The organism is Polynucleobacter sp. MWH-UH23A (assembly GCF_040409805.1).
GTDB lineage: Bacteria > Pseudomonadota > Gammaproteobacteria > Burkholderiales > Burkholderiaceae > Polynucleobacter.
The window spans coordinates 1,755,913-1,778,217 of sequence record NZ_CP099572.1 but is presented as its reverse complement, the minus strand read 5'-3'; the positions used below and the strand labels follow the sequence as shown (position 1 = coordinate 1,778,217).

Annotated in this window: 26 protein-coding genes; 11 read left to right on the top strand and 15 right to left on the bottom strand. The window is 45.9% G+C overall.

Features of this window, described 5'->3' with window-relative positions; translation table 11 throughout:
- The first annotated feature begins 52 nt into the window (after positions 1-52).
- A complete protein-coding gene (gene dnaJ / locus NHB35_RS09300) occupies positions 53-1,186 on the top strand; it encodes a molecular chaperone DnaJ (RefSeq protein WP_353432083.1) in 1,134 nt (377 codons plus the stop codon).
- A gap of 8 nt (positions 1,187-1,194) precedes the next feature.
- Here the strand turns inward: dnaJ and panB are convergent, their stop codons facing one another.
- Genes panB through NHB35_RS09270 form a run of 6 tightly spaced genes read right to left on the bottom strand, consistent with a single transcriptional unit; the run spans position 1,195 to position 6,463 of the window.
- On the bottom strand, positions 1,195-2,010 hold the full coding sequence (panB, locus tag NHB35_RS09295) for a 3-methyl-2-oxobutanoate hydroxymethyltransferase (protein ID WP_353432082.1): 816 nt from the start codon (positions 2,008-2,010) through the stop codon (positions 1,195-1,197).
- A gap of 17 nt (positions 2,011-2,027) precedes the next feature.
- On the bottom strand, positions 2,028-2,555 hold the full coding sequence (folK, locus tag NHB35_RS09290; RefSeq protein WP_353432081.1) for a 2-amino-4-hydroxy-6-hydroxymethyldihydropteridine diphosphokinase: 528 nt from the start codon (positions 2,553-2,555) through the stop codon (positions 2,028-2,030).
- A gap of 52 nt (positions 2,556-2,607) precedes the next feature.
- Complete coding sequence (gene pcnB / locus NHB35_RS09285) at positions 2,608-4,011, bottom strand: polynucleotide adenylyltransferase PcnB (protein WP_353432080.1); 1,404 nt, start codon at positions 4,009-4,011, stop codon at positions 2,608-2,610.
- Positions 4,008-4,688 (bottom strand): HAD family hydrolase, encoded by a 681-nt coding sequence (locus tag NHB35_RS09280; RefSeq protein ID WP_353432079.1) that lies wholly within the window; start codon positions 4,686-4,688, stop codon positions 4,008-4,010. The genes pcnB and NHB35_RS09280 overlap by 4 nt, the downstream gene beginning before the upstream one ends.
- A gap of 19 nt (positions 4,689-4,707) precedes the next feature.
- Complete coding sequence (hda, locus tag NHB35_RS09275; RefSeq protein WP_353432078.1) at positions 4,708-5,463, bottom strand: DnaA regulatory inactivator Hda; 756 nt, start codon at positions 5,461-5,463, stop codon at positions 4,708-4,710.
- Between the two features lie 10 nt (positions 5,464-5,473).
- Positions 5,474-6,463, bottom strand: a complete 990-nt coding sequence (locus NHB35_RS09270; RefSeq protein ID WP_353432077.1) for an AI-2E family transporter — start codon at positions 6,461-6,463, stop codon at positions 5,474-5,476.
- A 72-nt stretch (positions 6,464-6,535) separates the two neighbouring features.
- Here NHB35_RS09270 and purM point away from each other — a divergent pair, with 72 nt between their 5' ends.
- Positions 6,536-7,588 (top strand): phosphoribosylformylglycinamidine cyclo-ligase, encoded by a 1,053-nt coding sequence (purM, locus tag NHB35_RS09265; protein WP_353432076.1) that lies wholly within the window; start codon positions 6,536-6,538, stop codon positions 7,586-7,588.
- Positions 7,589-7,594: 6 nt separating this feature from the next.
- Here the strand turns inward: purM and miaA are convergent, their stop codons facing one another.
- On the bottom strand, positions 7,595-8,605 hold the full coding sequence (miaA, locus tag NHB35_RS09260; protein ID WP_353432075.1) for a tRNA (adenosine(37)-N6)-dimethylallyltransferase MiaA: 1,011 nt from the start codon (positions 8,603-8,605) through the stop codon (positions 7,595-7,597).
- A gap of 58 nt (positions 8,606-8,663) precedes the next feature.
- Here miaA and NHB35_RS09255 point away from each other — a divergent pair, with 58 nt between their 5' ends.
- Positions 8,664-9,308: a VTT domain-containing protein gene (locus NHB35_RS09255; RefSeq protein ID WP_353433436.1), complete on the top strand. Its 645-nt coding sequence runs from the start codon at positions 8,664-8,666 to the stop codon at positions 9,306-9,308.
- A gap of 36 nt (positions 9,309-9,344) precedes the next feature.
- Here the strand turns inward: NHB35_RS09255 and NHB35_RS09250 are convergent, their stop codons facing one another.
- A complete protein-coding gene (locus tag NHB35_RS09250; RefSeq protein WP_353432074.1) occupies positions 9,345-10,187 on the bottom strand; it encodes a tetratricopeptide repeat protein in 843 nt (280 codons plus the stop codon).
- 5 nt (positions 10,188-10,192) lie between these two features.
- Complete coding sequence (gene murJ / locus NHB35_RS09245; RefSeq protein WP_353432073.1) at positions 10,193-11,746, bottom strand: murein biosynthesis integral membrane protein MurJ; 1,554 nt, start codon at positions 11,744-11,746, stop codon at positions 10,193-10,195.
- A gap of 151 nt (positions 11,747-11,897) precedes the next feature.
- Between murJ and rpsT the strand changes: the two genes are divergently transcribed.
- Entirely contained in the window at positions 11,898-12,164 is a 267-nt protein-coding gene (gene rpsT / locus NHB35_RS09240) for a 30S ribosomal protein S20 (protein WP_173956354.1), read from the top strand.
- Between the two features lie 74 nt (positions 12,165-12,238).
- Here rpsT and NHB35_RS09235 read toward each other — a convergent pair whose 3' ends face one another.
- Complete coding sequence (locus NHB35_RS09235) at positions 12,239-12,553, bottom strand: DUF3579 domain-containing protein (protein ID WP_173956353.1); 315 nt, start codon at positions 12,551-12,553, stop codon at positions 12,239-12,241.
- A 148-nt stretch (positions 12,554-12,701) separates the two neighbouring features.
- On the opposite strand from NHB35_RS09235, the gene argF reads away from it, so the two are divergent.
- The 4 genes from argF to NHB35_RS09215 all read left to right on the top strand — a co-directional run bounded on the left by argF (position 12,702) and on the right by NHB35_RS09215 (position 16,099).
- Positions 12,702-13,649 carry an ornithine carbamoyltransferase gene (gene argF, locus NHB35_RS09230; protein ID WP_353432072.1) on the top strand — a complete coding sequence of 316 codons (948 nt, stop codon included), beginning with the start codon at positions 12,702-12,704 and terminating at the stop codon, positions 13,647-13,649.
- 76 nt (positions 13,650-13,725) lie between these two features.
- On the top strand, positions 13,726-14,958 hold the full coding sequence (locus NHB35_RS09225) for an argininosuccinate synthase (protein WP_353432071.1): 1,233 nt from the start codon (positions 13,726-13,728) through the stop codon (positions 14,956-14,958).
- Between the two features lie 25 nt (positions 14,959-14,983).
- Entirely contained in the window at positions 14,984-15,289 is a 306-nt protein-coding gene (locus NHB35_RS09220) for a pyrimidine/purine nucleoside phosphorylase (RefSeq protein ID WP_215390696.1), read from the top strand.
- A 69-nt stretch (positions 15,290-15,358) separates the two neighbouring features.
- The gene (locus NHB35_RS09215; protein WP_353432070.1) at positions 15,359-16,099 is read left to right on the top strand and encodes a hypothetical protein; all 741 of its coding nucleotides are present in this window, start codon (positions 15,359-15,361) and stop codon (positions 16,097-16,099) included.
- A gap of 8 nt (positions 16,100-16,107) precedes the next feature.
- Here the strand turns inward: NHB35_RS09215 and NHB35_RS09210 are convergent, their stop codons facing one another.
- Entirely contained in the window at positions 16,108-16,560 is a 453-nt protein-coding gene (locus NHB35_RS09210; protein WP_353432069.1) for a DUF192 domain-containing protein, read from the bottom strand.
- Positions 16,561-16,643: 83 nt separating this feature from the next.
- Positions 16,644-16,847, bottom strand: a complete 204-nt coding sequence (locus NHB35_RS09205) for a cold-shock protein (protein WP_011903586.1) — start codon at positions 16,845-16,847, stop codon at positions 16,644-16,646.
- 319 nt (positions 16,848-17,166) lie between these two features.
- Between NHB35_RS09205 and clpS the strand changes: the two genes are divergently transcribed.
- From clpS to NHB35_RS09190, 3 genes are read left to right on the top strand one after another with little or no spacing between them, the layout of a single operon-like run.
- On the top strand, positions 17,167-17,481 hold the full coding sequence (gene clpS, locus NHB35_RS09200; RefSeq protein ID WP_353433435.1) for an ATP-dependent Clp protease adapter ClpS: 315 nt from the start codon (positions 17,167-17,169) through the stop codon (positions 17,479-17,481).
- Positions 17,478-19,784 carry an ATP-dependent Clp protease ATP-binding subunit ClpA gene (gene clpA / locus NHB35_RS09195; RefSeq protein WP_353432068.1) on the top strand — a complete coding sequence of 769 codons (2,307 nt, stop codon included), beginning with the start codon at positions 17,478-17,480 and terminating at the stop codon, positions 19,782-19,784. Before clpS ends, clpA begins: the two co-directional genes overlap by 4 nt.
- A gap of 29 nt (positions 19,785-19,813) precedes the next feature.
- Positions 19,814-20,047, top strand: coding sequence for a hypothetical protein (locus NHB35_RS09190; RefSeq protein WP_353432067.1), 234 nt, complete (start codon positions 19,814-19,816; stop codon positions 20,045-20,047).
- Between the two features lie 75 nt (positions 20,048-20,122).
- Here NHB35_RS09190 and dut read toward each other — a convergent pair whose 3' ends face one another.
- Genes dut through lspA form a run of 3 tightly spaced genes read right to left on the bottom strand, consistent with a single transcriptional unit; the run spans position 20,123 to position 22,304 of the window.
- Positions 20,123-20,572: a dUTP diphosphatase gene (gene dut, locus NHB35_RS09185; protein WP_353432066.1), complete on the bottom strand. Its 450-nt coding sequence runs from the start codon at positions 20,570-20,572 to the stop codon at positions 20,123-20,125.
- 13 nt (positions 20,573-20,585) lie between these two features.
- Positions 20,586-21,797, bottom strand: coding sequence for a bifunctional phosphopantothenoylcysteine decarboxylase/phosphopantothenate--cysteine ligase CoaBC (gene coaBC, locus NHB35_RS09180; RefSeq protein WP_353432065.1), 1,212 nt, complete (start codon positions 21,795-21,797; stop codon positions 20,586-20,588).
- A gap of 9 nt (positions 21,798-21,806) precedes the next feature.
- On the bottom strand, positions 21,807-22,304 hold the full coding sequence (lspA, locus tag NHB35_RS09175) for a signal peptidase II (RefSeq protein WP_353432064.1): 498 nt from the start codon (positions 22,302-22,304) through the stop codon (positions 21,807-21,809).
- Position 22,305 lies beyond the last annotated feature (1 nt).

Genomic DNA, 22,305 nt, shown 5'->3' with positions numbered 1-22,305 from the left:
CTAGCGCCGACTTGTGCCATTCAGGTAGTTGGGAAGTGGAGAGGAATAGGCCGTGCCTAAAAGTAAACGCGATTTTTATGAAGTGCTTGGTGTAGCGAAGGGCGCTAGTGATGATGAGCTGAAAAAAGCTTATCGCAAGCTGGCAATGAAATATCACCCCGATCGTAATCCAGACAGTAAAACTGCTGAAGCGCAATTTAAAGAAGCGAAAGAGGCTTATGAAACTTTATCTGACCCCAACAAGCGCGCTGCTTATGACCAGTATGGTCATGCTGGTGTAGACCCATCAATGGGTGGTGGTTTTGGTGGTGGATTTGGCGGCGGAGGATTTGCTGATGCCTTTGGCGATATCTTTGGGGATATCTTTGGTCAAGGCGGCGGTCGTCATTCGGGACCACAGGTTTATAAAGGCGCGGATCTTCGTTACAACATGGACATTACTCTTGAGCAGGCTGCTGAAGGGTATACCACGCAGATTCGTGTGCCGAGTTGGAGTGATTGCAAGCCTTGTCATGGAACAGGCGCTGAGCCTGGCACGAAAGCAGAAAAATGCTCTACATGCGATGGTCATGGTCAAGTGCGAGTGCAGCAGGGATTTTTTTCAATGCAGCAAACTTGTCCAAAGTGCCGTGGAACTGGCGAGTACATTCCGAAGCCTTGCAAAACCTGTCATGGTTCTGGAAAACATAAAGAACAGAAAACACTCGAGATCAAAATTCCCGCAGGTATTGATGATGGAATGCGCGTGCGCTCCGTTGGCAATGGCGAGCCTGGAATTAATGGCGGCCCCGCCGGTGATTTATATGTAGAAGTGCGCGTTAAGCCACACAAGGTATTTGAGCGCGATGGCAGTGATTTGCATGTGCAAATGCCGATCTCTTTCGCAACGGCTACTATAGGTGGCGAGATTGAGGTGCCAACTCTCTCTGGTCGTGTTGAGTTCCCTATTCCAGAGGGAACGCAGACAGGTAAAACATTCCGTTTGCGTAACAAGGGTATTAAAGGCTTGCGTTCGACACTAGTCGGAGATCTATTTGTTCACGTAGTGGTTGAAACCCCAGTTAAATTGACTGAGGATCAAAAGAAATTGCTCAAACAGTTTGATGAGAGCCTAAAGTCGGCCGGTGATAAACATAGCCCACAGCAAAAGGGCTGGTTTGATGGCGTAAAGAGTTTCTTTAGTTAACTCTTTAATTAACCAGCAAAGCCATGCTCAGGTCCTGGAAACTTTCCAGACTTGACTTCGCGAACATAGGCTTTCACGGCCGCTTCAATTGAATGGTGACCTTCCATAAAGTTCTTCACGAACTTGGGAGGCTTGCCAGGGCTAATGCCCAACATATCTTGCAATACCAATACTTGGCCAGAGCAATCTGGACCAGCGCCAATGCCAATGGTTGGAATGGATAGTGCTTCAGTAATTTTTTCACCAAGCGAAGATGGAATGGCTTCGAGTACGATCATTTGCGCGCCAGCTTGTTCACATGCAATCGCTTGCTCGAGCATAAGACTCGCAGCGTCCTTGGATTTTCCTTGAACTTTATAGCCACCTAAAACATGAACGGATTGCGGGAGCAGTCCGAGATGCGCACACACAGGTACGCTACGCTCAACCAAATATTGAATGATGTCGATTTGCCAATCGCCGCCCTCTAGCTTGACCATATCGGCGCCAGCGCGCATTAAGGTCGCAGCAGAATCTAGGGCCTGCACCGGATCGCCATAGCTGGCAAAAGGTAAATCAGCGATAACAAAAACGTGCGTATTGGCGCGTGCTACACATTCAGTGTGATAAGCAACTTGCTCTACGGTAACTGGGGTGGTACTGGTGTGCCCTTGAATCACATTGCCAAGAGAATCACCAATCAAAATGGCCTCAACACCACAACGATTGAGAAGTGCTGACATAGTTGAATCATATGCTGTCAGCATAGAAATCTTTTCACCCTCAGCGTGCATCGCGAGGAGCTTAGTAATTGTGATTGGCTTATCGCCCTGTAAGTAACCCATGGCGAGAGTTTAATGAATTAATGCGCCGTTTGGCTATAAACGTCTTTTTCTCCGCAATTGCAGTTACGGCAAGGGAGTTTTTCGATCCGCTGGTGAGCCACTTTAGGGAGGTAGGCCTTTAATTCGCCTAAATTAGGTAGAAAGAAATCAGGGGCAATTTCGAGTAAGGGCAACAAAACAAATGAGCGCTCAATGATTTTGGGGTGAGGAAGCATTAACTCAGTTTCATTCTGAGTGACGCCCTCAAAAAACAAAATATCCAGATCTAAAGTTCGGGGGGCATTTGCGTAAGGTCGCTCTCTACCAAACTCTTGTTCAATTGCTTGGCAAACGTGCAGCAATCCATAGGGACTTAGCTCTGTCTCTATTTCAATTACAGCATTAATGTAGTCGCCACCGGTAGCTTCAACAGGTGCGCTTTGATAGAAACAACTTTTAGCGAGAATCTGAAGTTGAGCACGCTGCGCTAAGCAAATAATGGCATCAGTGATCAGCTGACGTGTGTCGCCGATGTTGCCGCCAAATCCGATAAAAGCTCGTGCCATACGTTTCCAAATTCGAGATGGAATTACTTTACCGAAATTTTTATAACTTTGCTTAGCTCGAAGAAACTTCTGCTGGGCTTGTGGATTTGGGTTTTCTACGACGACGTCTTTTTGTTGGCGAGTTAGTGGTATTACCTAGTTCAGTCTTGGCGCTAGCCATCAATGCCTCTTGACCTGCCGGATCTGCAGCAATGAAGCTGGTCCACCACTCACCAAGTTCTGAACTTTGTTCCCCAGTTGCGCAGCGTAAAAGCATGAAGTCATAGCCTGCCCTAAAACGGGGCATTTCAATTAAGCGATAAGGGTAACGCCCTACACGCCTTTCAAAGCGAGGTTGCATTGACCAGATCTCTCGCATATCACTTTCAAAGCGGCGCTGTATCGTCATGCCACTACTTTGAGTGGCGATTGTTTCGTCCATGGCATCTTGTAGTGCTGGAATATTGGCCATGCCTTTGGCGAGATTGGCTTTCCAGTTTTTGAGAAGGTCTGGCCATAGCAGGGTGGCAAATAAAAAGCCTGCCGATACACTTTTTCCAGATTGGATGCGTTGATCGGTATTAGCAAGTGCTAACTTCACAAAGCCATTTGATCCAATAGTGTTTTCGTCTTCATCCAAAATATGGTCAAGCAAAGGTAATAGTCCATGGTGCAAGCCAGCCTCACGAAGCCCTTGAATGGCTGCCCAGGAATGGCCAGACATCAAGAGCTTGAGGATTTCATCAAAGAGCCTTGCAGCTGGTACGTCTTGCAATAGTTTTCCTAACTTTGCAATTGGCGAGCGAGTATCGGAGTCCAGACTAAATCCTGTCTTGGCGGCAAATCGAATGGCCCTGAGCATCCTTACCGGATCTTCGCGATAACGTTTGGCTGGATCACCAATCATGCGCAAAGTTTTTCTTTGCATATCCGCCATACCGCCGTGATAGTCAAGAACAGTCTCGGTGGAGGGGTCGTAATACATCGCATTGATCGTAAAGTCACGACGGGCAGCATCTTCTCCCTGCGAGCCCCAGACGTTGTCACGCAAAATGCGACCGCTCTCTGCTACATGATCACCCGCGTTATCTAGCAAGGCTCTAAAGGTTGAGACTTCGATGATTTCAGGGTGGCCCTTGCCGAAGAAGGTTACGTGAACAATTTGAAAGCGTCGACCAATGAGGCGAGCTTTACGAAAGAGTCTTTGCACTTGATCTGGAGTAGCATTCGTTGCCACATCAAAATCTTTTGGTTCAATTCCTAGAACGAGATCCCGTACTGCGCCACCGACAATAAATGCCTCGAAACCAGCTTGTTGCAGGGTTTGAGTAACCTTAACTGCGTTTTTAGATAGAAGGTGTGGATCAATGCGGTGAGATTTTTTAGTAATCCGTTTTGGAGCTCCAGCCTGATTAGCATGCGTGTGTTTGACCATAGGGTCGCGACGCAAGATGCGTTTAAAAAACTTAGTAATCATGCAAACAACTCGAGGATGGGCCAGTTGCGTTTTTGGGCTTCATTGCGCAAGTGATCATCTGGATTGGTAACAACAGGATTGCTAACTTGCTCAAGAAGTGGCAGGTCATTCATGGAGTCCGAATAAAAATAGCTGCGAGGCAATTGATCCAGTTTTAGTTCTTGTTTTGCTAGCCAGGCATGCAAATTCAAAATTTTGCCTTCACGAAAGTTTGGGCTTCCCTTTACTTCACCCGTGAAATCAGCCAATGGGTTATCACCACTGGTTGCTGGTTCGGTGGCAATAAGGTGCTCAATACCAAAGCGTTCAACAATCGGGCGTGTGACAAAGCTATTCGTTGCTGTAACAACGCAACAAAGATCACCAGCATCTTGATGTTGTTTGACTAAATCAATCGCTTTTTGACGAAGCTGTCCATTGATCACTTCGTGCATAAATTGATCATGCCATTCTTTGAGTTGTGCGCGTGAGTGCTCTGAAAGTGGTTTTAACGCAAAGCGCAAAAATTCATGAATATCGAGCTTGCCTTCTTTGTAATCTTGGTAGAAGCGCTCATTCTGACGGGCATAGTACTCGCTATCAACTACGCCAATGCGAGCCAAAAACTGTCCCCATTCATAGTCGCTATCGCAGGGAAGTAAGGTGTGATCTAAATCGAAAAGGGCTAACTGTGTCACAAATGAAATATTTAGTAAGTTATTTTGGTTGGAGAAGATCTCGCACCAGAGGCAAGGTTACAGCACGTTTTGTTTCTAGCGAGTAAGCATCCAAAGCATCAATTAAGGCCATTAAGTTAGGCATATCACGATAGAAGCGATTTAATAACCATGGCACCACTTCTGGGGACAGTACCAGCCCACGTTCTTTGGCCGCTTGCTCTAATGCTTGTATTTTCTCATCATCATCTAGAAGCTGGGTTTGAAAGATAAGACCCCAGCCTAGGCGTGTTCGTAGATCCTCGCGTAGTTCTAGATTGGCTGGCGCGGCATCGCCAGCCATAAAGATATGGATGTTTTTACTTGCTTGGACGGTATTGAGAATGCGAAAAAGCGCCCCTACTAGCCTGTCATCAAGGCGATCAACATCATCAACGGTGATGACAGAAGCCTGCTCATTTTCTGCCAATGCGGTAATTTGTTCTTCTAATCGCACCCAGATGATGGGTTCTGAGGGCGTTAGTGAAAAAGATTTGAGACCGGCAAGTTCGGCTGCATTTGCCATGGCTTGAAGTAAGTGCGTGCGTCCAGATCCTTTTGGTCCCCACCAATACATCCAACGATGATTCAGTGGATTGCCAATCTCTTTTGGCGCGCTTTGTTTCCATGAATCAGAGAGTATTTGCAGGGTCGAAATGAGGGCGCGATCGTTTCCAGGCAGATAGTTTTCGAGACTGGCTTTTGGGGTATGGCCAATATCTAAAGCAAATTGTTTCGGAAGCGACGGTGTATGCATTGCAACGAAATTATTTTTGATACCAAGAGCTTTGTGTATAAACAGACCAGAGGTATTTCACTAGTACTAAGCTCACTGCGCTGATGGGTAGCGCCAAAAGAACGCCAAAGAAGCCAAATAGTTTTCCAAATAAAAGCAATGCAAACAAGACGGCTACGGGGTGTAAGCCAATCCGCTCGCCCACTAGGCGCGGAGTGAGGAAGAAGCCTTCGATAAACTGCCCAAGGCCGAAAAGGATAAGAACCCCAATTACTTCTGCGTTGGGGCCAAATTGCAAAAGTGCTGAAATAGTTGCTAGGCTTAAACCTATAGCAATTCCAATGTAGGGAATCACAATCATTAAAGCTGTGAACACACCTAAGGCCACGGCACCCTTGACACCAATTAATGCTAAACCAGTACTGTAGTAAGCCGCCATGATGGACACCACAATCAGCATGCCGCGTAAGTATTGCGAAAGCAATCCATCAGTATGCATTGCAAGGTGATGCACAGTATTTTGCGCACGCACTGGCACGATAGATCTGAGTAGACCAAAGAAATGGGTCCAGTCAATTAATAAATAGAACATCACAAAGATAATCAGTATTGCGTTCACAAAACCTGCAATGACAGAACTGCTCGATAGCAGAACGGTATTGAGTGCAGTGCTCATCAGGCTGTCGGCATTCTCATTGATGTGTGTTGTAATTTTTTGAATGGCATCCACCTTGAGAGATGCCCAATCAAAATTAATATGCAGATCACTTAACCGTGGGCCAAGCCAGGTTTGAGTGTTCGCAATCCAATTGGGAATTTGAGCGCGAATTAGGGGGATTTCATATTTGAGCAGCCCAATGAGGAGGCTGAGAATGAAAAAAATGAGACCAAGACCAAAAAGGACGGCTAGAGCAGCAGCAAGACCACGGGGCAGGCGGTGTTTTTCAAGCCATAGGCAAACGGGTCGCAGGGCATACGCCAGGATGAATGCGGTCAAAAATGGGGTAAAAATTTCAGCCATTACGAGTAATCCTCTAGAATTCAATGATTCTACTGACCTAGTAGCATTTTTTACTAATATTCCAGCCCAGATATGACTTCTTCTACCAATTCCTCTTCAAAAGGCCTTTCCTACCGTGATGCCGGTGTTGATATTGATGCTGGAGATGACTTAGTCGATCGCATTAAGCCCCTAGCCAAGAAAACGATGCGTGAGGGGGTTTTGGCAGGAATTGGTGGTTTTGGAGCTCTTTTTGAGGTTCCAAAGCGCTACAAAGAGCCTGTTTTGGTATCTGGTACTGATGGAGTGGGTACTAAGCTGCGTTTAGCTTTTGAGTGGAATCGTCACGACACCATTGGCCAGGATTTGGTTGCCATGAGTGTGAATGACATTTTGGTTCAAGGTGCCGAGCCATTATTTTTCTTGGATTATTTTGCTTGCGGCAAGCTCTCTGTAGAGACTGCAGCAACGGTAGTAGGTGGTATCGCGAAGGGTTGTGAATTATCAGGCTGCGCATTGATCGGTGGTGAAACTGCTGAGATGCCTGGAATGTATCCCCCAGGTGAATATGATTTGGCGGGTTTTGCAGTGGGCGCGGTTGAGAAATCAAAAATCATTACTGGCAACACTATTGTTCCTGGCGACGTAGTGTTGGCAATTGGATCTAGTGGCGCTCATTCCAACGGTTACTCTTTAGTGCGAAAAATTATTGAACGCGCTGGCGCAAAACCAACTGATGAATTGGGTGGTAGATCATTGGGTGATGTCGTCATGGCTCCAACTGAAATTTATGTGAAACCGCTCCTGAAATTAATTTCTGAAATCGATGTGAAAGGCATGGCCCACATTACTGGTGGCGGTTTAGTAGATAACGTGCCACGTGTGCTACCCGAAAATACCCAAGCAGTATTGCATCGTGATAGTTGGCAGTTGCCTGAGCTCTTCCGTTGGTTGCAAATGAAGGGCGGAGTTGCCGATGCTGAAATGGTCCGAGTATTTAACTGCGGTATTGGTATGGTGGTAATTGTGTCGCCGGCCCAGGCTGACGCAGCTATTAAATCGTTAACTGCGCAAGGCTTGAAAGCATGGACGGTAGGTGAAGTCGTAGATCGTCCAAAAGATGCTCCGCAAACTATCGTTATTTAAGCTTATCTAAGTATTCGCTTTCAAGCTATTTTTGCAATAGTCTAGAGCCGCCTTCATCTCAATTGAGTTGAAGGGGTCAAAGGTATTTCTGCCAGAGATTGCTCTGAGCCATGTGAGTTGACGTTTTCCTAATTGTCTTGTCGCTGCCAATGCTTTGTAACGCATTTGCTCCATATCGATTTCTCCATTGAGAAATTCCCAAGCTTGGCGATAGCCCACCGAGCGAATAGCAGGTAAGTCAGCATGTAGAGATTCATTTTTTCTCAATAGCCTTACTTCATCTAAAAATCCCGCTGCGAGCATTTCATCAAAACGCTTTTCTAAATTTTGATGCAGTCGCTTGCGATCAGTCGGCTCTAATGAAACTAAGTTAATCCATTTGGGTATATCTGAACCCTCTCTTCCATCTTCGCTGGGAGATTCCGCTAACAAGGCTGACATTGCTTTACCACTAATTTCGTAAACCTCGAGTGCGCGCTGCACTCGTTGTGAATCATTTGGCTCTAGGCGCATTGCGGTTTCTGGATCGATTGTGGCCAGTTTGGCGTGCATTGCTGGCCAACCTATACGCTTACCCTCTTCATCTAATCGTTCTCGGATCTCCGGGTTTGCAGGTGGTAAAGACGATAGGCCATATGCCCATGCTCTCCAGTAGAGCATGGTGCCACCAACAATCACTGGAATATTTCCTCTGCTAACAATGTCTGTGCAGAGTTGTTTTGCATCACTCGCAAAACGGGCTGCTGAGTAAACTTCTGTTGGTTCAAGAATATCTATCAGGTGATGCGTGACCGCTGCTTGTTCCGCTTTAGTGGGTTTTGCGCTACCAATGTCTAGCCCGCGATAGACTAATGCTGAGTCCATGCTGATCAGTTCAAGGGTTAGGCCAATAGATTTGGCGTATTCCGCCAGCGACATGGCCAGATGGGTTTTGCCAGCACCAGTCGGACCCACAATACAAAGTATCGGATTGCTTGCTGATGACTGCATAGGCTGAATGTGTAGTTCAGTTTGCATAAGACATTATAAGAGCCTGTTAATATGCCCATCAAACCTATTTTTGGAGAGCGTGTTGATTGATGCCCTTTTGCAATTAAGCGATTTACTGCTACATATTGATCGCCATTTGGATGTGGTTATCTCTCAATATGGCCCTTGGGCATATGGCTTACTTTTTGCGATCGTATTTGCGGAAACAGGCTTAGTCGTTGCACCATTCTTGCCGGGCGATTCTTTGCTCTTTATTGCTGGAGCCTATTGCGCAACAGAGCATTTCAATCTTTGGACTTTATGCTTTGGTTTATTGATCGCTGCAGTTGCAGGCAATACGGTTAACTATTTCATTGGTCGATGGATTGGTAAAAAAATATTTAGCACTCAGTCTCGTTGGATCGATCAGGGTGCCTTATTAAAGACCCATGCCTTCTATGAAAAGCATGGTGGCAAGACAATTATTCTTGCGCGTTTTCTGCCGATCATTCGCACCTTTGCGCCATTTATCGCTGGCGTATCTGAAATGAACTTTTCACGCTTTCAGTTGTTTAATATTACGGGTGCAGTCCTTTGGGTATTTGGCTTGGTCATTGCAGGATACTTCTTTGGCAATATTCCATTTATTCGCCAAAATCTCAATGTCATTGTTTTAGTAGGCATCGGGGCAGCGGTTGTACCAGTAGTTTTGGCTGCCCTATATAAGATTTTTCAACGTAAGAAAAACTAGCCTAACAAAATTCTGTTTGGCTTAAGGTAGATTTTTTTAGTGCAACTTTGTCTGACTTTCCAGAGTTGCAATGTGCTCGCGAATATCGCTAGCATCTTCCGCCTCTGGTACCTCGCTCAAATAGCGATGCATATCTTCTAAGGCGGGTCGCAAGTATTCAAGCTGAGCAAAGATTAGGCCGCGATCTCGAATCTCTTCAATTGAATCGGGCAACAAAATTACAAGGCGCTCTTGAATCCCCAATAAACGCTCCCAGCGCTCGTGCTCCGAGTAGATCATCTTGAGGTTTCTGAGGAATCGGGAAAGGATTTCCCTAGAGCTGGAAGCCCGTAGGAAAACGTTTAGAGGGAGACTGAGCTCGCCGCGATAGCCTTTGGCATCAAGGTATGGATCCAGCATTTCTTGTAGTTGGTTTTTGGAAAGAGATTCACCGGTTAGGGGATCCATGATCACTTCACCTTGTTGCAGGGAGATACGCATCATGAAGTGATTTGGAAATGAGACGCCACGAATCTTCAAGCCAATTTGCTGCCCAAGCTCCATCATCAAAATTGCTAGAGAGATGGGAATGCCACGACGATTTTCAAGCACGTAGTGCAAGTAAGAATTTTCGGGAGCATAAAAATCATTTGGGTTAGGACCAAACCCTAGCTCGGCATAAAAAAAGTGTTTCAAAATTTGTAAGCGCTGAACAGGAGATGTATCCGGAGTAATGCGCGCTTTTAATTTATTGCCCAGTTCATCAAGTTGATCGAGTACGCCTTGAACGTCTAGGCCTGGGTATGCATGTTGCGCCACTGCGATAGCAGCTTCCGTTAGCGGAAAGTGTTCGTCTTCAGTAACTAAAGAAGTGAAGTAGTCGAGCTGTTGTGTTGGCATACTTCCTATTTTGCATGACGTAAGAATTTTTGCCAGCGAATTCCTACTAATGCTAAAGAAACGAAGTAAACCAGGGCCGCAGCCGTTAACCATAGCGTCAATAGGCCAATGCGAGTCCAGGGTTGGGCTTGAAGTTCGATCCAGTTATGGGCGGAGGCCGCATAAAAGAGCACGGCTGAGAATGGGATAAGGGCGAGTAATAGCTGCCCTAGATATTTGAGCCAGGCAGCACTTGGAAGAGCGCCCCGTTTACTTAACCCTATCCACAGTAGGGCTGCGTTCAAGCAAGCGCCAGTTCCAACAGATAAGGCTAGCCCTGCATGTCCTAGCCAAGGAACAAAAACGAGATTTGCTAGCTGGGTGGCAATAAGAACAATCAAGCCAATTTTGACAGGCGTCCGAATATCTTGACGGGAGTAAAAGCCAGGCGCCAAAATTTTTACCAGAATCAAACCAATTAAGCCAACGCCATATGCTGCTAAAGCACGTTGTGTCATCAGCACATCTAGCGCATTGAATTTTCCATAGTGATACAGGACGGCCGCCAGGGGTTCTCCAAAAATAAAGAGGGCAATAGCAGAAGGCGCGGCCAACAAGAAAGTTAATTGCAAGCCCCAAACCAATAACTCTCCCGCATGAACTAAATCATTCTTGGCATTTGCTTTACTCAGGCTTGGCAAGAGAACTGTACCAAGCGCTACGCCGAGCAGTGCAGTAGGAAATTCCATTAAGCGGTCGGCATAAGACAACCATGAAACACTTCCGGCTTGTAAGCGAGATGCGATATTGGTGTTGATGATGAGTGAAATTTGTGCAACAGATACAGCAAAGATAGCTGGCCCCATGAGTTTTAAAACTCGTCTGGCATCTGGATTGTTGAAGGCGGTTTGAATCGCGCCTGGTAGCAAACCAATGCGAGGCAATAAACCTAATCGTGCAAGTGATGGCACTTGAATTGCTAATTGCAGAACGCCACCTAAAAGTACACCAATGCTAAGGGCGTAAATTGGTTGCTCTAAATGTGGCGCTAAGAAAATAGCGCTACCTATCAGCGCGAGATTTAAGAGAACAGGTGTAAATGCTGGAATCGCAAAGCGATGATAGGTGTTTAAGATTCCGGCGGACAGTGATACCATGGAAATGAGTCCAATGTAAGGGAACATGATCCGGGTCATGACTACGCTCGCATCGTAGGTCGGACCACCAGAAAAGCCGGTAGCGATCGCCAAAATCAATAGTGGGGCACCGATAACCCCTGCCAATACTGTCAGCAATAAAGCCCAAAATAGAAGGGTGGCAACGGCATTTATGAGGGTTTTGGCCTTATTTTGGTCCTCATTTGTCGAAATTTCCCCCAAAATGGGCACAAAAGCCTGAGAAAAGGCCCCCTCGGCGAATAGTCGTCGTAGCAGGTTCGGTAGTCTAAAAGCCACATTAAAGGCGTCCGTCCACTCGGAAGCCCCGAAACTACGGGCAATGAGTGTTTCCCGCAGAAGCCCCGTAATACGGGAAAGCATGGTGAGGGAGCTGACCTTAGCGGCGGCAGAAAGCAGGTTCATGAGCCGATTTTCCCCTATTTATTGTTTGACTGGGCTTTTTTGCCCCTTTCGGGTAAAATCTTGGGTTTTGGCGAGCTTGCTTAGAAAACTGGCAGGGTCGCAAGATATTTAACTAATCGTAATTAGCAATTTATAGAGGCAAGGTTTAAAGATGGCCAATACAGCACAAGCGCGTAAGCGCGCACGCCAGGCAGTAAAACAGAACGAGCACAATTCCAGCTTGCGTTCAAAGCTCCGCACTTCCATTAAGGCAGTTCGCAAAGCGATTGAGTCTGGTGATAAAGCTGCTGCTGCAAAAGTATTCGCAGCATCTCAGTCAACAATCGACAAGATTGCCGACAAAAAGATTGCTCACAAAAATACTGCGGCTCGTCAAAAGTCACGTTTGTCTGCTGCTATTAAGGCGATGGCAGCGTAATTTAGTTTTTGTTTTAGGCTGGTCGAAAGGTTTTTCGACCTAGGCCCGCTCCTCATCAGAGCGGGTTTTTGTTTTTAAGGCTGGGGTGGTGTTGCTGGGTTGAACTCGCAAGCCTCTTCGATTGGTAGATTGTTGTCTTTGGCAAAGTTCATGACAAAGTCCAACGCTCTTGGGTCGAGGTCACCTAGCCTGGTATCAATAACAACGCATTTCACTTTTGCAATGAGTACCGGTCTTACATAGGGCGAATAAGTGAAGCGAGGGTCTCCAGAATCACCTGGAGGGCGAAAAGTAGCCATCACCCCGCAAAGACGCTCCGCCCAGTCGCTGGGCCGAAACGGTTTGCCAGAAGTCGTAATGCCTTGAATGAAAAGCGTTTTGTGGTTCAAGTTGGCGTTTGGATATTTGTGGGAGTAGTACTAAGCCCTCTAGCTTAACAGCCTGAGGTGACCGTAAGATGGCTTTATGTTCTATTTTCGTGCAGTTGATTGATTTAAGAAAAAAATGCAAGCCAAAACTTTAGTAGAAAGCTCAACTATGACATCTCTGGCAAAGCCTCAAGTGCCTGGTCAGGTCAAGCACTACCTGCAGTTTGCTGACCTCACTCGTGAAGAATATGACTACCTGCTGAAAAGATCAGCATGGTTGAAAGCTAAATTTAAAAGTTATGAGACATGGCACCCGCTGCATGATCGTACCTTGGCAATGATTTTTGAAAAGCATTCAACACGTACACGCCTCTCATTTGAGGCGGGAATACACCAGCTTGGCGGTCATGCGGTCTATCTCAATACCCGTGATACTCAACTAGGTCGTGGTGAGCCCGTAGAGGACGCCGCGCAGGTCATTTCACGAATGACTGACATCATTATGATTCGTACATTCGGACAAGAAATCATTGAGCGCTTTGCTTCGAACTCTCGTGTGCCTGTGATTAATGGCCTGACTAATGAGTACCACCCATGCCAAGTTCTGGCAGATATCTTTACCTATGTTGAAGCACGTGGTCCGATTCAAGGAAAAACAGTCGCATGGGTTGGTGACGCAAACAACATGGCCTACACCTGGATTCAGGCGGCAGAATGCTTAGATTTCCAATTGCGCTTTTCTGCACCTGAAGGTTATCAATTAGATCCAGCTCGCCTAAGTAGCAATGCCGCCAAGCATCTCACTATTTGTGCTGATCCAAAGGATGCATGCAAGGATGCTGACTTGGTAACTACAGATGTATGGACTAGCATGGGTTATGAGGCTGAAAATGCTTCAAGAATGAATGCCTTTCAGGATTGGATGGTAGATGAGGAGTTAATGGCACTTGCAAAGCCTGATGCTTTATTTATGCACTGTCTGCCTGCTCACCGTGGTGAGGAAGTTTCTGCCGGCGTGATTGATGGACCACAAAGTATTGTGTGGGAAGAGGCGGAAAATCGCCTGCATGTTCAAAAAGCCTTGATGGAGTACTTACTCTGTGGCCGTTTGGATTAAGGGACAAAAGGCAGTAAAGAATTATTAAGAAAAACATTAAATCATTTATTTGTAAATTTTTATTGAATAAGAAATCATGTCTGATATTAAAAAAGCCGTACTAGCGTATTCTGGTGGACTCGACACCAGCGTGATCTTGAAGTGGCTTCAAGATACTTATGGTTGTGAGATTGTTACTTTCACTGCAGATTTGGGTCAAGGCGAAGAGCTTGAGCCAGCACGCGCCAAAGCACTCCAATTTGGTATCAAGCCAGAAAATATTTTTATTGATGATTTGCGTGAAGAGTTTGTGCGTGACTTTGTATTTCCAATGTTCCGTGCAAATACGATTTATGAGGGTGAGTATTTACTCGGTACTTCGATCGCCCGCCCACTAATTGCAAAACGTCAAATTGAAATTGCTCGTTTAACTGGTGCGGACTCCGTATCGCATGGTGCCACTGGTAAAGGTAATGACCAGGTCCGCTTTGAGTTGGGTTACTACGCTCTTGAGCCAGGAATTAAAGTGATTGCTCCATGGCGCGAATGGGATCTTCTTTCTCGTGAGAAGTTGATGGCCTACGCTGAAAAGCATGGTATTCCAGTAGAGATGAAACATAAGCAAGGTGGCTCACCTTATTCGATGGATGCTAACTTATTGCATATCAGCTATGAGGGCCGTCATTTGGAAGATCCAAATGCTGAGGCTGAGGAATCCATGTGGCGTTGGACAGTATCTCCTGAAAAGGCTCCAGATGCCCCTGAAATTATTGAAATTGAATTTAAGTCTGGCGATCCTGTTGCTATTAGTGGCAAGGCATACAAGCCACATGAGTTATTGGCCGAACTGAATCGCCTTGGCGGCAAGCACGGTATTGGTCGCCTCGACTTAGTGGAAAACCGTTTCGTCGGCATGAAGAGCCGTGGTTGCTATGAAACTCCTGGCGGCACGATTTTGCTCAAAGCACACCGTGGTATTGAAAGTATTACCTTAGATCGCGAGGTAGCGCACTTAAAAGATGATTTGATGCCGCGTTATGCAAGCTTGATTTATAACGGTTTATGGTGGTCTCCAGAGCGTATTGCTTTGCAAACTCTGATCGATCACACCCAGCAGATGGTCAATGGTGTGGTTCGTTTGAAACTCTACAAGGGTTCTGTATCTGTCATTTCAAGAGATTCGGAAAACACCTTGTTCGATCAAACAATCGCCACTTTTGATGATGACGGTGGCGCCTATAACCAGGCTGATGCTGGCGGCTTTATCAAGCTCAATGCATTGCGTATGCGTATCGCTGAAACCACAAAACGCAAGCGTACAAAGAAATAATTTAAACAATAAAGAGAGAGTTCAGATGCAATTTGATCAAGTTTCTGTTGGCAAGAAAGCCAATGTATTTTTTGATGGTAAGTGTGTTTCACATACTGTGACAATGCCCAATGGCGTACGTAAATCTGTTGGCGTTGTATTGCCGAGCACTTTACGTTTTGATCTCAGCACTAAAGAAGTTATGGAAGTTGTTGATGGCAATGCATTTGTCAGCATTAATGGCGCCCCAGAGCAGGAGTTCAAGGCAGGCCAAAGCTGGGAGGTGGAAAAGGGTGGTTATTTCATCATCCGTGCTGAGCAGCCAGTGCATTATGTTTGCCACTTTGAGTAAGAAAATTAATTGAAACAAATAAACCACCTTCGGGTGGTTTTTTATTTCCTGGCGTGTCAGAATCTGCTCATGAAAATCATTCGACTCATCACATTACTTGGGATATTCATTTCCTCTGTATCGTATTCCCAAGTTTTTGATGTTCCTTATAAGGATGATCCTCCTACTAGGACCTTATTGACGCCCGTTCAAAATGCCAAGGCGGTTGTATTGCTATTTCCGGGCGGTGGCGGTGTTCTCAATTTGCAGGATGATGGCTCAACCGCAAACGGCCACACCTTTGTAAGATCAAGGGCCCTTTGGGCGCAATACGGAATTGACTCCGTTTTAGTAGATACGCCTTATGACCTGGGTGCGGGTATGCGTAATTCTCGATCCATTAGAGACCATCAACAAAGAATCTTGAACGTTGTTAACTACTATAGGGCTAAATTTAATTTACCAGTCTGGATATTTGGTCATAGCATGGGCACAGTTAGCGTAACCGAATTTGTTAATGGTGGAATAGAAAAAGAAAAGCTCATCGCTGGTGTGATTGTTGCAGGTACTTATAGGTCAGCAACGGTGGACTCAGATGTTAGAGTGCCTGTTTTGGCAATTCATCATGTGGATGATGGGTGCGCAACCACTCCTTTAGTTAGCTCAGAGAGAATTATTGACGGTCGACCCAAGCAATCCATTGCTCAATTGATTCAAATTGATGGAGGCATTAGCGAGGGCGATGTTTTTGGCTCGAGGGCTTACCACGGCTTTAATCAAAAAGAGCCCGAATTCATTAAAGCTGCAGCCCAGTTTATTTTGAAAAACTAGATATTAGTTTATCTCTTAGGTAGTCCCGTAATGACACTACCGGGAACAATCACCCTATCAGAGAACCATTGTTTATTCATTTCTAAAGCGTAGCGCACGGCAGCTTTAGGGCAATGATTGTTTGTGGTTTCGGCTTGCATTTCTTCGATATTCACAATCTTGCCATCGTCAGCAATAAAGGCAATCGAGAGTGGAATCTTGGTATTGTTCATCCAAAAGCAATGCCCCGCCTTTTGTTCAAAGATAAACAGCATTCCCGAATTGGTTGGCATGCTGGTGCGATTCATTAGACCAATTTCTCTCGCTTTAGGTGTGTCAGCTAACTCCGCCTGAATTCGGTAGATGCCTGTTTTGAGTTCAACAGTCGGCAGTCCCACATTGAGCTGAGCCCAAGTGCTTGCTGAGCATAGTAGACAGCAGCTAATAAAGAATGTGTGAATGAGTTTTACTTTTGTATGCATGATTGCATTTTAAGGTAGGCAAATTTCAGGCGAAAAAAAACCCAGGAACAAATCCCGGGTTTTTCATGATGATCTAAGGACTATTAAGCCGCTTGGATATTTGTAGCTTGTTTGCCTTTAGGACCTTGGGTAATATCAAAAGTTACCTTTTGGTTTTCCTTGAGGGTCTTGAACCCAGGCATAGTAATTGCGCTGAAATGCGCGAACAACTCTTCTTCACCATCATCCGGTTTGATAAAGCCAAAACCTTTTGCATCATTGAACCACTTAACAATTCCGGTCGCCATGCGAACTCCATTACATAAACTTAAAACAACCGTGATGAGGGTAAATACTTTTTAATCAGTTTCAATCCACAACACGCCTAAATAGAACCCTTTTATAGGCCTACCCCCCGATTGTTTGCCCTTTTTGTAGGGGTGTCAAGGAGTTAAATGCCCTTATTAACCAGTATTTACCCCCTTTTTTTATCAAAAAATGCCCCAATATGGGTTAAATCAGGGTTTTTTAGGGATTTTCACAATAAGAATCCCCCAAAATCCAGTTTAGATATCTGTGTTTAGAATGTTTCTCATGAGTCGCGCACCAAAGAATCCCACTACAGGCATTCCTGCCAACCCCCATGTTGAGGACACCCTTTTACTTGAAAAACAAGTCGAGCAAGTTAAGGTTCCCTCGATGTACAAAGTTTTGTTACTGAATGACGATTACACCCCAATGGAATTTGTGGTGATGGTCATTCAGGAGTATTTCAATAAAGATCATGAGACTGCAACACGCATCATGTTGCAAGTGCATTTAGTTGGTAAAGGTATTTGCGGTGTCTTTACACGCGATGTCGCAGCAACTAAAGTACATCAAGTAATCGAATTATCGCGTGAAGCTGGTCACCCACTACAGTGCACTATGGAGGAAGCATGATTGCTCAAGAACTAGAAGTAAGCCTGCATATGGCGTTTGTTGACGCCCGTGCATCCAGACATGAGTTCATTACGGTAGAGCATTTGCTTGCAGCCTTACTAGATAATGCCACTGCAGTTGAAGTGCTCAAGGCCTGCGCAGTTAATATCGCAGAGCTACGCGCCCAGCTAAAGAATTTTATTAACGACAACACTCCAGTAGTTCCTGGTAATGATGAAGTCGATACACAACCAACCTTAGGCTTTCAGCGCGTAATTCAACGCGCGATCATGCATGTTCAATCCACTTCAAACGGAAAGAAAGAAGTTACTGGCGCTAATGTGCTGGTTGCGATATTTGGTGAAAAAGATTCTCATGCGGTGTATTTCTTGCAACAACAAGGTGTTACTCGTTTGGATGTAGTGAACTTTATTAGTCACGGTGTACGTAAAGATCAGGCTGAGCATGTGAAGCCAGTAGAGTCGACGCAAGACACTGAAGAGTCTGCTGCCTCTGGTAAAGAAAGCCCTCTAGACCAGTACACCCAGAACCTCAATGCTATGGCTCGCCAAGGCAAGATCGATCCATTGATTGGTCGTGAGAGTGAAGTAGAGCGTGTAATACAAGTTTTATGCCGTCGTCGTAAAAATAACCCCTTGCTGGTGGGTGAGGCTGGTGTTGGCAAGACTGCGATTGCTGAAGGCTTGGCTTGGAGAATCGTGAAGGGTGATGTGCCAGAGGTATTGGCAAACGCCACCGTCTATTCCTTGGATATGGGTGCTTTGCTTGCAGGCACTAAATACCGCGGCGATTTTGAGCAACGTCTCAAGAGTGTTCTGAAGTCTTTAAAAGATCACGCGCACGGAATTTTATTTATTGATGAAATTCATACGCTGATTGGTGCTGGTGCAGCTTCAGGTGGCACCTTAGATGCTAGCAACTTACTAAAGCCTGCTCTATCTAATGGCTCTCTGAAATGTATTGGCGCAACTACCTTTACTGAGTATCGCGGTATCTTTGAAAAAGATGCTGCCTTATCCCGGCGCTTTCAAAAGGTGGATGTTGTAGAGCCAAGTGTAGATCAGACCGTGCAAATTCTGCGGGGCCTTAAATCTCGCTTTGAAGAGCACCATAGCGTGAAGTACTCTGCTGGCGCTTTAGTAGCTGCCGCTGAACTTTCCTCTCGTTACATTAATGATCGTCACTTGCCCGACAAGGCAATCGATGTAATTGATGAAGCAGGCGCGGCGCAACGCATATTACCTAAATCGAAGCAAAAGAAAACGATAGGCCGTCCCGAAATTGAGGAGATTGTTGCCAAGATTGCTCGCATACCACCTCAATCGGTTACGGTTGATGATCGCAGTAAATTGCAGACTCTTGATCGCGACATTAAGAGTGTGGTGTTTGGTCAGGACCCTGCTATCGAGGCTTTGGCCAGTGCTATTAAGATGACTCGCGCTGGTCTTGGTAAGGTTGATCGCCCGATTGGCTCTTTCTTGTTCTCTGGTCCGACTGGTGTTGGTAAGACAGAGGTAGCAAAACAGTTAGCCTTTATCTTGGGTATTGAGCTTTTGCGTTTTGATATGTCTGAGTACATGGAGCGTCACGCCGTAAGTCGTTTGATTGGTGCTCCCCCTGGATATGTAGGCTTTGATCAAGGCGGCTTATTGACTGAGGCGGTCAATAAGAAGCCTCACTGCGTACTACTCTTGGATGAAATCGAGAAAGCGCATCCCGATATCTTCAACATTCTGTTGCAAGTCATGGATCATGGAACCTTGACTGACAACAATGGTCGTAAGACAGACTTCCGCAACGTGATCATTATCATGACCACCAATGCAGGGGCCGAGGCAATGCAGAAGTCCACCATCGGCTTTACGAATGCACGTGAATCTGGCGATGAGATGGCGGATATCAAGAAGTTCTTCACCCCCGAGTTCCGCAATCGCTTAGACGCCATTGTTTCCTTCAAGGCTCTCGATGAAACCATCATCATGCGCGTGGTGGATAAGTTCTTGATGCAATTGGAAGAGCAGTTGCATGAAAAGAAAGTGGATGCGACCTTTAGTCCAGCTCTGCGCGCACACTTAGCGAAACATGGTTTTGATCCATTGATGGGTGCACGACCAATGCAACGGATCATTCAGGATACGGTTCGTAAAGCTTTGGCTGATGAGTTGCTATTTGGCAAATTAGCTCAAGGCGGACATGTCGATGTGGATATTGATGCTGACGGTAAAGTGAACCTGACTTTTGATGTACCAAAATTACCAGGTAAAGCCGCAAAAATTGATGTTGCCCCCGCAGAAGAAATTTGATTCATTACCGTTTTTAATAAAAGGAAAATATGTCTCATCACGATAAATTGCTTGAAGCACTTGAAACATATAAAGCTGAGAACGAAAAGTTTGAAGTAAAGGGTATTAAAGCCTCTGCGGCTCGGGCCCGCAAAGCTTTGCAAGAAATTGCTGGTTCTTGCAAAGAGCGTCGTAAAGAGATTTCTGCTGAGAAAGAGTCACGTGAAGGTAAGGGTGCAGGTATGTCGCAAGACGCAGCTCGCCATGCTCATATTCGAAAATAAGTTTGATCAAAAAAATAAAAGCCGCCCAGTTATGTACTAGGTGGCTTTTTTATTACTCGGTTAACTATTATTGACTTAGCTGCGACCAGTGCTTCCAAAACCTCCGGCGCCACGGCTACTCTCAGTAAATTCTTCAACGACCTTAAGTTCAACTTGTTGTACAGGCATGACTACTAACTGAGCTAGGCGCTCCATGGGCTCCAACTTGAATGGCGTGGAACCACGGTTCCAGGTGCTCACCATGAGTTGGCCTTGATAGTCAGAGTCAATCAGGCCAACTAGATTACCCAAGACTATGCCGTGCTTATGACCAAGACCTGAACGGGGCAGAATAAACGCAGCATAACGTGGATCTTCAACATAAATTGCCAAACCTGTGGGGACTAATACTGTTTGACCCGGCGCAATTTCGATTGTTTCATCGATACAGGCGCGCAAATCTAATCCCGCACTACCGGGTGTGCCATAAGCTGGCAACTGCTCGCGCATACGTTCATCTAGAATTTTGACTTGTAAAGATTGCATGAAATTTCCTAAATTAAATTTTCTTAGCTACTAGCTGAATCAGTTGGCGTGCGAGCTGGAGTTTTTCTGCTTTGGCAATTTTTTTGCTGCCACTGGCATCTATGACAAGTAATTGATTTAAATCGCTGCCAAAAGTATCTGGACCAATATTGCCCACGATCATTGGGATGCCTTTGCGCTTACGTTTCTCGTCAGCATGTTTTTCAAGGTCGGCAGATTCGGCGGCAAAACCAACGCAGTAAGGATGGGGTTTGCCACCCTTGGTTTTGACTGTCTTAGCAAAGTCTAAAAGTATGTCAGGATTGGCCACGAATTCAATATTGGGCGCTTCTTTTCCGTTGCGCTTGATCTTTTCTTTGGCTGGTTTGGCGATACCCCAGTCAGCGACCGCGGCTACTGCAAAAAAGATGTCGCAATCAGTCACGGCTAGTGTGGCAGCATGCATTTCTTTAGCGCTAACGACATTGATGCGAGTAATGAGCCCAGTTGCCATAAGTGGAGTGGGTAAATCGCATGGACCAGCAACTAAATGCACTTGAGCACCAGCTTCAAGCGCAGCCCTAGCAATAGCAAAGCCCATTTTGCCGGAGCTGTGGTTGGTGACTCCCCGAACTGGATCAATCGCCTCAAATGTAGGTCCTGCAGTGATCAATACTTTTTTGCCGAGCAATGTTTTTTTCTGGAAGAAGGCGATGACCTGCTCCGCGATTTCACTGGGTTCCAGCATGCGACCCATACCTACTTCACCACAGGCCTGGAATCCGCTGGCAGGGCCGAGTAGCGTCACACCATCTTTACGCAGCCTTTCTACGCTTCTTTGTGTGGCGGCATGCTCCCACATTTGTTTATTCATGGCGGGTGCAATGAGTAAAGGGCAGTCTCTGGCAAGGCATAGGGTGCTTAACAAATCATCTGCCAGGCCCAAAGAAAGCTTTGCCATTAGATCGGCGCTTCCTGGGGCAATCACAATCGCATCGGCAGCGCGTGAGAGCTCAATATGCGCCATGTTGTTGCTGATGCTGTTATCCCATTGGCTTGTAAATACGGGATTGCCTGTAAGTGCTTGCATTGTTACTGGGGTAACAAATTGCTGGGCAGCTTCAGTCATGACCACTTGAACGGAAGCACCTTCTTGCATGAGTAATCGTGCAAGTTCAGGCGTCTTGTAAGCAGCAATGCCGCCAGAGATGCCAAGAACGATTTTTTTATTTAATAGGGATTGCATGGCGCCAGCTTACTGGGATTGAGGAGATTTGCCAAATGACTTGCGTAATTCGCTAACAATGATCAATACAGCCCCAATGCAAATAGCGCTATCAGCTACATTAAAGGCCGGCCAATGCCAGTTGGCGTAGTGCAGATCAATAAAATCAACGACAGCACCATACATTAGGCGATCTAAAACATTACCTGCTGCTCCCCCGAGAATGAGGCTAAGGGCGATGCAAAGTAGCTTTTCATCTTGATGCTTGCGCAGCATAAAGACGATATAGACGCAAGCAAGCAGACCGAGGGCGGTAAAGAACCAACGTTGCCATCCCGAACTTTGAGCCAAGAAAGAGAATGCGGCGCCAGGATTAAACAGTAGCAACCAATTGAAGAAAGGCAGAACAGGTTCCGGAATTCCAGGTTGTAATTGACTCAAGGCCAGCCATTTAGTCGCCTGATCTAAGAGCAATGTAATAGCTGCAATCGCCATGCAACGTAAAAACGGAATGTTCTGTTGGCTCATT

Bases quoted from the DNA above. Each gene is read 5' to 3' on its own strand.
- panB (WP_353432082.1), bottom strand. From the start codon at position 2,010: ATGGGTTACTTACAGGGCGATAAGCCAATCACAATTACTAAGCTCCTC.
- folK (WP_353432081.1), bottom strand. From the start codon at position 2,555: ATGGCACGAGCTTTTATCGGATTTGGCGGCAACATCGGCGACACACGT.
- pcnB (WP_353432080.1), bottom strand. From the start codon at position 4,011: ATGATTACTAAGTTTTTTAAACGCATCTTGCGTCGCGACCCTATGGTC.
- hda (WP_353432078.1), bottom strand. From the start codon at position 5,463: ATGCATACACCGTCGCTTCCGAAACAATTTGCTTTAGATATTGGCCAT.
- NHB35_RS09270 (WP_353432077.1), bottom strand. From the start codon at position 6,463: ATGGCTGAAATTTTTACCCCATTTTTGACCGCATTCATCCTGGCGTAT.
- purM (WP_353432076.1), top strand. From the start codon at position 6,536: ATGACTTCTTCTACCAATTCCTCTTCAAAAGGCCTTTCCTACCGTGAT.
- miaA (WP_353432075.1), bottom strand. From the start codon at position 8,605: ATGCAAACTGAACTACACATTCAGCCTATGCAGTCATCAGCAAGCAAT.
- NHB35_RS09250 (WP_353432074.1), bottom strand. From the start codon at position 10,187: ATGCCAACACAACAGCTCGACTACTTCACTTCTTTAGTTACTGAAGAC.
- murJ (WP_353432073.1), bottom strand. From the start codon at position 11,746: ATGAACCTGCTTTCTGCCGCCGCTAAGGTCAGCTCCCTCACCATGCTT.
- rpsT (WP_173956354.1), top strand. From the start codon at position 11,898: ATGGCCAATACAGCACAAGCGCGTAAGCGCGCACGCCAGGCAGTAAAA.
- argF (WP_353432072.1), top strand. From the start codon at position 12,702: ATGACATCTCTGGCAAAGCCTCAAGTGCCTGGTCAGGTCAAGCACTAC.
- NHB35_RS09225 (WP_353432071.1), top strand. From the start codon at position 13,726: ATGTCTGATATTAAAAAAGCCGTACTAGCGTATTCTGGTGGACTCGAC.
- NHB35_RS09220 (WP_215390696.1), top strand. From the start codon at position 14,984: ATGCAATTTGATCAAGTTTCTGTTGGCAAGAAAGCCAATGTATTTTTT.
- NHB35_RS09215 (WP_353432070.1), top strand. From the start codon at position 15,359: ATGAAAATCATTCGACTCATCACATTACTTGGGATATTCATTTCCTCT.
- NHB35_RS09210 (WP_353432069.1), bottom strand. From the start codon at position 16,560: ATGCATACAAAAGTAAAACTCATTCACACATTCTTTATTAGCTGCTGT.
- NHB35_RS09205 (WP_011903586.1), bottom strand. From the start codon at position 16,847: ATGGCGACCGGAATTGTTAAGTGGTTCAATGATGCAAAAGGTTTTGGC.
- clpA (WP_353432068.1), top strand. From the start codon at position 17,478: ATGATTGCTCAAGAACTAGAAGTAAGCCTGCATATGGCGTTTGTTGAC.
- NHB35_RS09190 (WP_353432067.1), top strand. From the start codon at position 19,814: ATGTCTCATCACGATAAATTGCTTGAAGCACTTGAAACATATAAAGCT.
- dut (WP_353432066.1), bottom strand. From the start codon at position 20,572: ATGCAATCTTTACAAGTCAAAATTCTAGATGAACGTATGCGCGAGCAG.
- coaBC (WP_353432065.1), bottom strand. From the start codon at position 21,797: ATGCAATCCCTATTAAATAAAAAAATCGTTCTTGGCATCTCTGGCGGC.
- lspA (WP_353432064.1), bottom strand. From the start codon at position 22,304: ATGAGCCAACAGAACATTCCGTTTTTACGTTGCATGGCGATTGCAGCT.